This window comes from Wolbachia endosymbiont of Leptopilina clavipes, assembly GCF_006334525.1.
Classification (GTDB): domain Bacteria; phylum Pseudomonadota; class Alphaproteobacteria; order Rickettsiales; family Anaplasmataceae; genus Wolbachia.
Genome location: NZ_QJHA01000034.1, coordinates 1 through 12,619 on the forward strand (window position 1 = coordinate 1; position 12,619 = coordinate 12,619).

General features: G+C 34.7%; 13 protein-coding genes and 1 pseudogene. 6 read left to right on the plus strand and 8 right to left on the minus strand.

The window, feature by feature from the left end:
• Together OUY_RS03730 and OUY_RS03735 are read right to left on the minus strand one after the other, a co-directional pair.
• Window positions 1-551: IS110 family transposase (locus OUY_RS03730; protein WP_167481347.1), on the minus strand; the 551-nt coding region annotated here is incomplete at its 3' end.
• A 95-nt stretch (window positions 552-646) separates the two neighbouring features.
• Complete coding sequence (locus OUY_RS03735; RefSeq protein ID WP_246038687.1) at window positions 647-1,660, minus strand: alpha/beta hydrolase; 1,014 nt, start codon at window positions 1,658-1,660, stop codon at window positions 647-649.
• A 177-nt stretch (window positions 1,661-1,837) separates the two neighbouring features.
• Between OUY_RS03735 and OUY_RS03740 the strand changes: the two genes are divergently transcribed.
• The 4 genes from OUY_RS03740 to OUY_RS03755 are packed head-to-tail and all read left to right on the plus strand — an operon-like array spanning window position 1,838 to window position 4,632.
• Window positions 1,838-2,497, plus strand: coding sequence for a CADD family putative folate metabolism protein (locus OUY_RS03740; RefSeq protein ID WP_139686730.1), 660 nt, complete (start codon window positions 1,838-1,840; stop codon window positions 2,495-2,497).
• Between the two features lie 22 nt (window positions 2,498-2,519).
• Complete coding sequence (locus tag OUY_RS03745) at window positions 2,520-2,906, plus strand: dihydroneopterin aldolase (protein ID WP_139686731.1); 387 nt, start codon at window positions 2,520-2,522, stop codon at window positions 2,904-2,906.
• Complete coding sequence (gene folP / locus OUY_RS03750) at window positions 2,903-4,156, plus strand: dihydropteroate synthase (protein WP_139686732.1); 1,254 nt, start codon at window positions 2,903-2,905, stop codon at window positions 4,154-4,156. Before OUY_RS03745 ends, folP begins: the two co-directional genes overlap by 4 nt.
• A complete protein-coding gene (locus tag OUY_RS03755; protein ID WP_139686733.1) occupies window positions 4,153-4,632 on the plus strand; it encodes a dihydrofolate reductase in 480 nt (159 codons plus the stop codon). Before folP ends, OUY_RS03755 begins: the two co-directional genes overlap by 4 nt.
• Window positions 4,633-4,691: 59 nt before the next feature.
• Here OUY_RS03755 and OUY_RS03760 read toward each other — a convergent pair.
• Together OUY_RS03760 and purF are read right to left on the minus strand one after the other, a co-directional pair.
• A pseudogene (locus OUY_RS03760) lies at window positions 4,692-4,931 on the minus strand (transposase); the annotation flags it as partial.
• A gap of 566 nt (window positions 4,932-5,497) precedes the next feature.
• The gene (gene purF, locus OUY_RS03765; RefSeq protein ID WP_139686735.1) at window positions 5,498-6,883 is read right to left on the minus strand and encodes an amidophosphoribosyltransferase; all 1,386 of its coding nucleotides are present in this window, start codon (window positions 6,881-6,883) and stop codon (window positions 5,498-5,500) included.
• Window positions 6,884-7,132: 249 nt separating this feature from the next.
• On the opposite strand from purF, the gene OUY_RS03770 reads away from it, so the two are divergent.
• Window positions 7,133-8,365 carry a hypothetical protein gene (locus OUY_RS03770; RefSeq protein ID WP_139686736.1) on the plus strand — a complete coding sequence of 411 codons (1,233 nt, stop codon included), beginning with the start codon at window positions 7,133-7,135 and terminating at the stop codon, window positions 8,363-8,365.
• Between the two features lie 131 nt (window positions 8,366-8,496).
• Here the strand turns inward: OUY_RS03770 and OUY_RS03775 are convergent, their stop codons facing one another.
• The 3 genes from OUY_RS03775 to def all read right to left on the minus strand — a co-directional run bounded on the left by OUY_RS03775 (window position 8,497) and on the right by def (window position 10,773).
• On the minus strand, window positions 8,497-9,024 hold the full coding sequence (locus tag OUY_RS03775; RefSeq protein WP_007302313.1) for a demethoxyubiquinone hydroxylase family protein: 528 nt from the start codon (window positions 9,022-9,024) through the stop codon (window positions 8,497-8,499).
• Window positions 9,025-9,470: 446 nt separating this feature from the next.
• A complete protein-coding gene (locus OUY_RS03780; RefSeq protein ID WP_010403847.1) occupies window positions 9,471-10,244 on the minus strand; it encodes a uracil-DNA glycosylase in 774 nt (257 codons plus the stop codon).
• Window positions 10,234-10,773 carry a peptide deformylase gene (gene def / locus OUY_RS03785; protein ID WP_139686737.1) on the minus strand — a complete coding sequence of 180 codons (540 nt, stop codon included), beginning with the start codon at window positions 10,771-10,773 and terminating at the stop codon, window positions 10,234-10,236. The genes OUY_RS03780 and def overlap by 11 nt, the downstream gene beginning before the upstream one ends.
• Before the next feature lie 137 nt (window positions 10,774-10,910).
• Here def and ftsA point away from each other — a divergent pair, with 137 nt between their 5' ends.
• Window positions 10,911-12,149: a cell division protein FtsA gene (gene ftsA, locus OUY_RS03790; protein WP_010403853.1), complete on the plus strand. Its 1,239-nt coding sequence runs from the start codon at window positions 10,911-10,913 to the stop codon at window positions 12,147-12,149.
• 297 nt (window positions 12,150-12,446) lie between these two features.
• Here the strand turns inward: ftsA and OUY_RS03795 are convergent.
• On the minus strand, window positions 12,447-12,619 hold a 173-nt coding region (locus tag OUY_RS03795; RefSeq protein ID WP_179949528.1), incomplete at its 5' end, for a transposase.

Consider the following 12,619-nt stretch of genomic DNA (forward strand, 5'->3'; position numbering starts at 1 on the left):
TCAATTGAATCCTTACTGACTTTATCTAGATCTTTTATTGCTTCTTGCACTTTTAAAGAAAAGATTACAATCTTTGACTTCTTGCCAAGCTTTATTCCGTATATCTTCAATAGCCCTCTTATTGTTCCCATAATTTGCTCTCTGCAATACATTAACTGCCTTCTACTTCCGAGCGCTACCTTAACTTGACAAGACTCATCTGATTTTACTAATACCTCTTTATACAGCCCAGCTCTCATCATTTGTGCTATACCCCTTGCATCATTTTTATCGTTTTTATTGATTCTCGCAGACAATGCTGCTGCCATATGCCTCGCATCTACACAAATTACTGGTAATCCAAAGCTCCTTAACTCTTTGCACATCGATATTGACAATTGCCCACTTTCTATTCCTATGGATTCGTATTCTCTGCTTTGACTAAGCAGAAACTCAGCTATTGCACTGCTCTCACTTGCAACAACTTCTTCTTTAACAATTTTTCCTTTCTCATCAACGATACTAATAAAAGTTTCTTTGAGTGAGATATCTAACCCGCTATAATATTTCATGAGACTACTCCTACTGTAAAAGTTTAAATTATTTTTGAAGAACCAATTCATTGAATTTGTTACTTCGTGCTAAAATAATGGAGTATGTCTCTCCATTATTCAATCGCAATTACAGTATGTTGTTTCTCTTGATTGAGAGAGCCCTTCTTTTCAAAATAATTATCTGTGAATTCTAAAAAGAGTGAAATCAGCTCAGGAAGATTGTATTTGTGTTCACTTGATGAGCACAATTCTGTAATCGAAGAAAAGTGAATATCATCTGCCTTAATAGGTAGTAACGATAGAAACTTATTCCAGCATTTTTTCATTATTCCAACTTCAGGTTCAAGGTTTTTTATTTTAGCTAAGTTGGCATGCTCCATAAAAAACTCTTTATATTGCTCAAAACCTTCAAAAGTTTCTTTTTTTTGGTAGTTTTTTTTCCTATGACTTTTTTCTATGTCAGCAATTTTAGTACCTATATTTGCCTGCTTACTAATAAAGCCATCGTTCTCTAAGTTAAAACAAATTGTGTATGGAGTAATGTCGTTTACTATTGTGTGTGGCTTAAAGTGCCAACCAAAGCATTTGAGTATGAATTTTATTATAGGAGGAAATAGCCATTTAGGTTTTGATATGTGTAGTAATTTCACTACAAGTTTTTTGAATGAGCTAAAGGATTTATTGATAATGCATCTTAAATGAATATTGTCATCTTTTTTAAACTTTTTATAAACCTCCGCAGCTATTGGTCCTCCAGCACAGCTTCCATACAGTACTATATTGTCTGGGTGAATGCCTTGCTTTAGAAGATCTGAAATGACTCCAATTCCTGCATTTACTCGATTTCGACCGTTTAAAGAATGGCCTTTGCTTTTTCCAGAACCAGGAAAATTAATAAGGTGAACATCCATACCTGCTTCAGCTGCCCAATTCCATTCACTTTTGTCTTCATTTGGCTCTTTTTCAAAAGTATATGTAAGCCCTGGAAAGTAAACTATATGCTTTTTCTTTCTGCTATCTGCACTGCTCTTCGAGTTTGACATCACTATCTTTTGAATTCGCATTCCATTTTGAACTTCTACGAACTCTTCCCTAATTTTTATTGTATTTTCTTCTGTTACTTTCATTTTGCGTTTTTCACTATATTGATTTAATAATACATGAAATTTTAGAAAAAATCAATTTTACTAAAAAATTAACTTATAGCGTATCTATCTTTATATTTATTGGAATTAAAGTAGTAGTGAGAAATGCCTCTTGACATTTGATAAACCTAAACGTAGCCTAAAACAATTTACTGTTTTATGACATTTGTTCAATCACTTAATAATCAATTAGATAGTTTACACTTATTAAAACACCCGTTTTACGAGTCATGGAATGAAGGTAGCTTAAGCCTGCAGGCTCTGCAAACCTACGCTAAGGAATATTATCACCATGTTGCTGCTTTTCCTCGTTATATCAGCGGTATACATTCCTTGTGTCCGAATTTGAAAATGCGGCAAGTTTTACTTGGTAATTTAATAGAGGAAGAACAAGGCGACGAGAATCACCAGGAATTATGGCAGCGTTTTGCTGAAGGACTGGGAGTAGCACGATCTCAACTTCTTGAGGATGCACAGGTTAAGGAGACACGAGAATTAGTTGACGGTTACTTTGATATTGTAAGATCAGGTTTTGTAGAAGGTCTTGGAGCTCTGTACGCTTATGAACGTCAAACTCCAGAGGTTTCTAAATCTAAAATTGAAGGTCTAAAAAAACACTATTCAATAAATGATGAGCGCCCTCTCAAATTTTTTACTGTTCATATGGAAGCTGATGAGTGGCATTCTGAAGAATGTGCAAACCTTATTGCAGATTTAAACGAAGAAGAACAAGAGAAAGTTATGCAAGGCGCTGAAAAAGGAGCAAAACTCTTATGGGGTTTTCTTGATGGCATGATGAATGTTGATGTTTGTCATTAATTATAAGTAGATACTAAATTCAGTGGTAGCATGTAATCTTCTTATATCTGATTTACGGCTTTGGGTTCATTTGGGATGTAGTGCAGAAGAGAAGTCTTCTCCCCAATTGGTGAGTATTGACGTTGATTTCACTTTTAAATCTCCTCCTTCAGGGCTTACAACTGATCAACTTAAAGATACTATCTGCTATTTGGAAGTAGTGCAAAATATTCAATCTCTTGTTCAGGGCAAGCAATTTAATTTAATCGAGCATTTAACTCATGAGATATACAGAGCCATTAATAACCTTTTGCTGCGAAAGAAGCATATTATTTCTTCTGTCGGGGTGACTACTCACAAAATCGCACCACCAGTTCCTGGTGTGCATGGGGGCGTTTTTTTTACTTACTGTAATGAATTGCAAGAATGATCTATATTTCTATTGGATCAAATATAGGGAATCGCCTTTCCCATTTACAAAGAGCTACTGAGTTACTAAAGAAGCGCTATTTAAAAGACTTAAAGTCTTCGATCATTCTAGAAACTAAGGCTATTTTACCAAATGGTGCTCCACCTGATTGGAACAAGCCATTTCTCAACATGATTGTCTATGGAAGTTGTTCTTCTTCTCCTGAGGAGCTACTAAAAGGCTTAAAACAAATCGAATGTGATATTGGTCGTCCACAAGTCTACGAAAAATGGGCACCTCGTGTTATTGATTTAGATATTTTGTTATGGGATGATCTAACGCTTGATATACCTGACCTTAAAATTCCTCACCCAGAATTAGTAAATAGACCATTTTTGCTCCACTTGATGGCAATGGTTAACAAAACCTTTGCTTTCAATGTTCAAGACTGTTTTTCAAAGAGTTTTACGCTTTCACCAAAGCTTATTGGTATCGTCAATATTACCCCTGATTCATTTTCAGATGGTGGTCTTTATTATGATGCGAATCGAGCAACCAAGCAGGCATTGCAGCTGGTATCAGATGGTGCAAGCATAGTTGATCTTGGAGCTCAATCAACAAGGCCTGGAGCTTCAATAAAGACGCCAGAGGAAGAGTATGAACGTCTAAAACCAGTACTTGATAATCTTAGCGACTATATGAAAAATGGTGATATTGAAGTCAGCATTGATAGTTTTTGGCCAGACGTTATTTTAAACGTTTTGAAGCACTACAATATTGCCTGGGTAAATGATCAGAAGGGAGATCTGAGTAGTAATACCTTAAAAGAAGTTGCTAGCAGTGGGTGTAGTGTCGTTATTATGCATTCACTTTCGATACCACCACATAAGGACAATATTATTCCACATGACACTGACCCAATTGATATCATAAATAATTGGGCAGAGAAGAGCATTAACAAACTACTAGGCCTGGGTTTTGATGAAAATTCAATAATTATTGACCCTGGTATTGGTTTTGGCAAATCTATGTATCAGAATATTCAGATTTTACGCAGTATAGAAACTTTACAAAATTTTGGCTGCAAGGTTTTAGTTGGCCATTCCAGAAAGTCATTTATTTCCTCTTTTTCCATAGAATCTCCCTCTAATAGAGATTTAGAAACAATTGCTACATCTGCTATACTGCAAAATAAGGTTGATTTCCTTAGAGTGCATAATGTACGCGACCACATGAGATTTTTTGTAGCCCAAGCTGTCTTAAAAGGATGAAGATTATTGGAATTATGGCTGTTGACCCTAATGGGGTAATTGGAATAAATAATGATTTGCCCTGGCGTTATCCAAGTGAGTTTAAACATTTTTGTCAAGTGACCGACAAACAAATTATTGTGATGGGAAGAAAGACATTTGAAACCGTGCCTCAAAGCATACTAAAGAATCGTACACCTATTGTTTTCTCCCGTAACAAGTGTTTTAATAGAGGTCCAAAATGTACTGTTGTCTCTTCTATGCAAGAATTTCTGTCAATTCAAAGTAGTTCTCAAGTCTTTGTGATTGGTGGGGCACAAATAGCACACCTTTTTTTAGAGCATAACCTAATCTCAGAATTTATTATAACTGAAATTCACAAGCCCTATAAGGGTGATACATACCTCAATTTAGCATTTTTTGATGGATGGAATAAAACTATTCTCGTCAGAACAGAAGACTATACTATATTCAATTGTATCCGTTCAGAAGAGTAGTAAAATTATTAGCATAAAAGTAATCAACGTTTCTAATGAAAGCTGGATCCCAGTGGGCTTTGTTGCAAATACCCTTTTATAAACCCGACTGTTTGTCTTAAACCAATTCTAAAGAAACTGACGATTATATGCACTAAAATCACAACTTTATCACTATAAATATAGTTGCCGCCCTGCATTTTTAGACAATTCTCGTACCAATTTTCTATGGCGTCATTGATATAACAAAAAATGCTTCCTCTTTCTTGGAGAAATTTGTTATATTCATGGCAGTTACTGACTCTCATTTTTTGTGGCATATTTTTTCTTCAACAGTTAAATGGCTATTTATAATGAATTTTGTCAGTAACTGCCAGTTCTTTTCACTTGAGCGATTCAACAAAGCCCACTGGGATCCAGCCTTTTTTACCAACAAAAACCTAGCATAACTTTTGTGCTCAAAAGATTTCTGGATTCCAGCATCAAGTGCTAGCCTGAAGCTTTAGCTATAAATATTAAGAAATTTACCAAACGAAGAAAAAAGGCAGAAGAATCCCCGTGTGACGAGTTTTATAATGTAAATTGGCGCTATAATAATGTGCTAACAAGCGCGTTTTGGCTGAATGTAGAAAAAATAAAAAAAGCCTCTATAATTTTTGTGTAATTTGCCAATAAATATTTGAGTTTTTTACTGATTTTGTGATTGAGCCTGCAGGTCAAAAACAAGGATAAATACTCTTAGTATCATAGTAAAGGGAATGACGAAATTTGTAAAGTAGTTTTTACTCAAATGACGCCCAGGCAAAAACTATATGGTTATGCAAAAAATCTATTTTTAAAACTGTTAATATAACATAGAAAAAACCTCACCTTCATTAATAATAGATTACTTACCAATTGGGTAGTCACCAGTGAAGCAAGCATCACAATATTGCGGTGTAGCGTTGTTACGTTTTTCTTCTTTAACAGCCCTGTATAGTCCATCAATACTCAAGAAGGCTAGGCTATTTACTCCTATAATTTCCTTAATTTCCTCTACAGATTTATTTGCAGCAATTAAATCTTTGCACTCTGGCGTATCTATTCCATAAAAACAAGAATGCTTAATTGGTGGGCTTGAAATTTTGAGGTGAATCTCTTTTACTTCCGCATCCTTTAGCATAACTATTATATTTCTGAGCGTACTACCACGCACTATACTATCATCTATTAAAATTATGTTTTTGCCTTTCAAAGTGTGCTTATTAGCATTGAATTTTAATTTTATTCTAACTTTACGTACTTCAGCGGTGGGTTGTATAAAAGTTCTTCCTATGTAATGATTACGAATTATCCCCAGTTCCATAGGTAATCCTGAATGCTTTGCATATCCAATAGCTGCAGGTATTCCAGAATCAGGTATTGGTACAACCATATCTACATTGTTTTTTGGTGGGCTCTCTTCTGCAAGTATTCTTCCTATTTCTTTTCTTATATCATATATGGACCTCTTCTCCATTATGCTGTCTGGTCTCGAGAAGTAAACGTATTCAAAAATACAAAAACTTGATTTTTGCTGTGGGAAAGGAAACATTGAGGCTAGCTTACTATCCGAACTGATGGTAACTAATTCGCCTGGTTCTATTTCTCTAATAAACTCTGCATTTATTATATCAAGAGCACAAGTTTCAGATGCAAGAACGTAAGAACCGTTTAACTTTCCTAAAACAAGAGGCCTGATTCCAGATGGATCACGTACTCCAATAACTACTTCTTGATTGATTGCCACAAAAGAATAAGCACCTTGTATTTGCTTTAATGCATATATAAAACTCTCTAAAAAGTTATCTTTTTCACTGCTTGCTGTCAGATGCACTACTACTTCTGTATCAATATCTGACTGAAAAACGCACTCTTGTTTAATTAATTGTTCGCGTATCGGAGAAATATTAATTAAATTACCATTATGTGCTATGGCAAAATCCCCAAATTTGCCACTTTTGCCAAACATGGGCTGCACTCCAAATTTACTACCACTTGTTGAGTATCGAACATGACCTATTGCACAATCCCCAGGTAAGGATTTCTTTATTTCATCTATATCATCAAATGCACTGCTCACTTGGCCTTGAAAGTGATAAGAGAGCAGCTTATCGTTGTTACTGGTTACTACGCCAAAAGACTCTTGACCTCTATGCTGCAAAGCGTGGAGAGCAAGTATAGAGTTAAAAGCAGCACTTTGGTTGTAACTTATGCCAAATACCCCGCACTCCTCATGTACTTCATCAAGCATGAAAAATATTAAATAAAGCCTGATTGTACTTTAGTAGAGGCAAAGTACAAGAATTTTATTTGTTAATCCCTTTCAAAGTTGAAGCTTTCTACGGTAGTTTTGATGTATACCAGAAAGTAGGTTATATGCAATTAACCAATTTTGAGATTTTTGACAATTTTTTAGCACTGAAGAGAAAAAGATATTTTTATTGACTTATCTATGTATTGAAGTAATCACTAAAAAGTTTTAGTGGTTATGGTATATAATATGTCTAAGCAAGTAGGTAAACAAGGTGAAAGTAATCTTATTTTAGAGCCTGAACAGTTCTCTAACAGCTTCTTCAATAGTCAACAGAGTAGTTCATCAAATCCAAAATTACCGACTATAAGTCGTAAAGATAGGCATATGGATTTAATCAAGAAAAGGTACGCAAAAAACAAAGATGTTGCAGAATATCTAAGAAGTTATGACTTTATTAAAAGAGCAGAAGAATTGTCAATAATTTATCTTTTTGAGCGAGACTCATCTTCTACGAAATTGCAAATACCATTGACTACAGATGAACAAATTCTAGTTAAAAAATTTTGTGATGAGATGATAAAAGGTATAACAGAACACGATGAGCAAGAAAGAGTTTTAAAGTACATGGAACGCATAATAGAGGGTTATTTAAATCAAGGAATAAGATTAAACTCATATTACGGTAAGGATAATAAGACTGTAACAAATTTTATATTTGAAAAAATGGAAGAATTAATTAATCGCTTTCATGCAAATCCACGCAATTCAACTACAAAAAATATCATACAAAAGATCACTCGTAATTTAGTGTTAAAAGGTGGGGTAGAAAAAGGATTATCTTTTTATAGCGATATTGAAGGCGGATATTACGGCTCTAATTATTTAAATGATCTTAACGAACAATGTAAGAGTAAGAAAAAAATGCTAGAGGGTCTAGCATATGAAGGTATTGTGAAAGAAAATAACAAGCAAATTGATAAATATGATCTTGAAGTAGAAGTAGATAATAAATATTTTTATATTAAGTATCCACAAGGTAGTATTGTTGAAACTGCGAGAACTTTAAATAATGAAAAAGCTAAGGATTTAGAAGTTGGAATATTTCAGATTGAGGAAAGTATAGTAAAAGTTGAAATTACAGAAGATGGAAAAAGAAATTACACAGATATCTTAAAAGGTGGTATTGAAATATTTTTTACTACTAAAATAGGAGAGATTAGTATTTATCTACGGAAAGATGGTAACAAAATGGTAGTAGAAATTGATGAGAAAAGCAAAATAAGGTTTAGCAAGTTAGAAAACAAATCAAGCTTTGGAGGGAATTGTTTTATACAGGGGAAAAGTGTTTTAGAAGTTATGGGCAAGAGTTTTGAAAATATTCCTGAGGAGTTAACTCAGACTATTAAAAACGTTCCATCTACTAGTCTTATGCAAACATGTTTACAACAACAAGAAAACTCTAATAGGGAATTAAATTAATGTATTTTTAGGATAATAATTAAGAAATTAATTATAAACATTCATACGCATTCGATTGTAGTAGAGGATATGGGGCAGCAATTAGCACAAGAACTAAAGGCAAATGTGGTTGGTTGTCAAATAGTGATTGATTAAATCAATTTAGAGAGGTAAATAGCAGCTTTGCAGCTTGTTTTTATGAACAAAGATAAAACGTTGTAGCCAAGTGCGCTTTCGGCATTGTGCTGAATTGCAATATCTCTGTGCTCTAATTCCTCATCGCGAAATTTACTTATAGTTTCTCTTAATTCCCCATCTTCTAAATGTAAGACTTGCTCCTTGTAGTGCTCTCCGATCACTTCTTCAACTGCAGCAGTGCAAGCCATAGCGGCTTTTTTACCCATCATGGCAGTTACAACACCAAGTGATACCCCTAAAGCACCCCAAACTGGCAACAAAACAGTAGGACGAACTCTTTGCTCCTTGATTTTCTCATTAAAATAGTGGAAATGTTTTTTTTCCTGCTCCTCCATTTCAATTATTTTGTCAATTATGGAAGATTTTTTAAGAATAAATTTTTGACCGGAATAAATGCAAATGGCTCCATATTCGCCAGCATGATTTACTCTAATTGCTTGTTCTAAAAAATTTCCTTTCAATTTTTTTATATTGCTTTCCAATGTCTCCTCCCTTTATTTCTGCATTAGTACTACTATAAACCAACATATTATAGAGTAAATAAAATTCCATGCGTGCATTGCACCAACATTGTGATTACAGGAACTCAAGCAGCTATAGCAACGGCAAGAGTTACTTGACGGACTCCGCCATTCTCCTTAAAATAAGGGTGAAGATATATTATTTATCTTCAGTCTGTGCAGATAAAACGACAAAAAGCTCAATATACTTGATGTTTAATTTTTTGCACTATGTGCACTCTATGTCTTTATAAAACTTTTACCCACATAAGCTAAAATGCGCTTATCAAAGCATTTAATACAATGAAAAACGCCAATTAAAAAAATAGGTAGTAGCTGATAGATTTTCTTTTGCCTTTTTCTCTGTTTAGTAAATTTTTCAATATTTAATGCAATTAGCCGGTACTAAGATGATAACGAGTAGTAAGCTAAACATCCGTGTGGTTATTAGTATTATCAAGATATTCTCTAATCTTCTTTAAATCTTCCCAAGCTAAGCGTTTTTGTGCTGGTTGACGAAGTAGATAGGCTGGATGAAATATAGCGGCTGTGGTAATTGCATGAGATAAATATTGGTTAGTATAAGTATGAAATTTGCCACGCAAGTTCGATATAGTCTTTGTGTTATCAAGAAGGCTATAACATGCGATTCCTCCAACAAAAATCAGAATCTGCGGTAAAACAAGAGCAATATGCTTCTCAACAAATGGTCTGCACATATCAAGCTCTAGATCAGTTGGTTTTCTATTACCTGGTGGACGCCAAAACACGGTGTTGCTTATATATACCTTAGTGCGGTCCAGATTAATTGCACCGAGCATCTTATCGAGCAGCATTCCGCTTGCACCACAAAATGGTATGCCTTTCAGGTCTTCATTTGCTCCTGGTGCTTCACCAACAAGCATGATTTTTGCATTTGGATTACCATCGGAAAAAACAGTATTAGTTGCAGTTTTTTTTATTTCACAACCCTCAAATGACTTAACTGCACTTCTTAGTTCATCTACACTACCACATTCACTTGCAAGCTTCCTTGCTTCAATGATCCAGTCACTTGGGAACATGGCTTTTTTCTGCTCGATGACAGAAGACTGTGCAGCTCTCTCATTTTCCACTTTTTTTTCCTCTTCACCTTCAGTTAGCGTGCAGTCAACACCCACTTCATGATAGAACTTCAACAATTCTAGATCTTCATTGTTCATAGTGCATCTTAACCTTTTGAGCTTTTTTCATAGCCATATCGTACTTCAATTTAGACAAATGTCTAACGTATAATATACCATTTAAATGATCTAACTCATGCTGAATACACCTTGCAAGCCAACCACTAGCTTTTAGCGTCTGTTCTTCGTTATTTAAATTTTTATATTTCACAGTTAAATATTTTGGACGCTTAATTTCATGGCTTTGCTCTGGAATTGAAAGGCACCCTTCTTTGAGAATTACTTGTTCACCCGATAATTCTGTAATTTCAGGATTAATCATGCAAAATTTGCCAGTTGATTCATATCCTGCTGGCCCATCTTCAGCCTTCTCTGGCTGAACGTCCATGACAAAAACTCTCTTCATCACTCCAATTTGCACTGCAGCAAGGCCAAGACCATCTTCATGGTACATAGTTTCGAACATGTCGTTTACTAATTCTTTAATTTTATCGTTTATATCTGTTACTTCACTGGCACGTGTAGTTAATCTTTCATCAGTGGCAATTACAATTGGCAATTTAGACATAAAATTAAAATTCTATGTTTTATTTTTTCCTTTGTACAGTATTTTGGGTATATTAAAATGTTGCTGTATTTTTAATAGAAATATAAATTATTAAAGGAAGCTACAATTTGAATGGAATTGTGTCATAAGGTCAACTAATGTACTCTGCAGTAATAATAAAACCAAAGCGAAATGTTTTTGCCGTTTTAGACGTAGGTACAACAAAAATTATCTGTCTCATTGTTAAGATCAATAGCAACTTCAGCTATAAAATAATAGGAACGGGTTATAAAAGTGCAGAAGGTATAAGCGGTGGATCAATAACTGATGCAAAGCATGCAAGTTACTCTATTTCATCAACTATAGGTTTAGCTGAGCAAGTATCAGAAGAGACTATAGACCAGATATATGTGAATGTAGCCGGATGTGGAGTCTCATCTTTTAACGTATATAACGAAATTATTGCAGCTAATCACGAAATTTCAGACCGAGATATAAAACGTGTAGTCTTTCAGACGTTTGAGAAATATATCGAAGAAAATGTTATCATTCACAATATACCACTGAAATATCACTTGGATGACATGACTGATATAAAAGAGGTTGGTGGATTGTACGGAAAAAGACTATCTGCTGATGTTAATGTCGTCACTGCTTCGCGTCCAGCGCTTACCAATATTGAAAATTGTATAACTAATAATAGCGGGATAAGTATGGCTGGTTGTATTGCTTCCGCATATTCTGCAGGCCTTGCCTGTCTAAGTGAAGATGAAAAAGAGCTAGGAACTGCCATTGTTGACATAGGGGGTGGGTGTACTGCAATTGGAATTTTTAAGAGAGGAAAGCTTATATACACAAGCAGCATTCCAATTGGCGGCATTCACATCACTCGAGATATAGCTTATGGACTATGCACAAGTATAGAGCATGCTGAACGCATAAAAATACTATACGGTAGCACTGTCGTAACTTCAATAGATGAGAACGAATATATTACACTGCAAAACAGTGAAAATGATGAACCGACTCGAGTACCCAAGTCCGAACTTATTGACATCATAAGACCTAGAGTTGAGGAGATATTTGAACTGGTAAGAGAGCAATTTCAAGAACAAAAAGATCCAATCAATAAAGTAGTGCTCACAGGTGGAACCAGTCAACTCACAAGCATGAAAGAGATTGCAAGCTATATATTCAACAAACAAGTCCGCATTGGATGCCCTGAGTCTCTCAGTGGCCTTGATGGCGAGTATGATAAAAATCCCGTATTTTCTGCTGCCATAGGCTCTATCAAGCTAATAGTTGACACTTTTTATAAAAATAACTCTGGAATGCTCGGTCAAGATGGTAAAATGAGTAAATTGTATAATTGGGTTAAATCGAAAGTCACGGTTTGATTTTACCAAATAAAGTTTTGATATCCGTCAAAGGAAGTATAAAGAAAATTATTTCAAGATTGATAAATTGATTCGTGATCATACACCTGAAATTATGCGCTCCCATGGAATGATTGTTTATGATATGGTAATGGAAAAAGATGAATATGCTGAACGTCTCATTCTATGATAAAAGATAAAACAGGCTGGATCCCAGTGGGCTTTGTTGCATCGCTCAAGTGAAAAGAACTGGCAGTTACTGACAAAATTCATTATAAAACAGCCATTTATAGCCCTTCCCATAATAGTCCAAAAAGGTCATAAGAAAGAAGAATCGACAGCATGACGAAAAGATTTGAATAAAGGAATGTTTTTCCTGGTTCTGTTTTTTATAGCAAACCAATAATGTTCAATTTTGTTAAAATCTGGAGAATATGGAGGAAGATATAAAATTTCTGCGCCAACTCCTTTAGCAAATCTTATTAGACTTA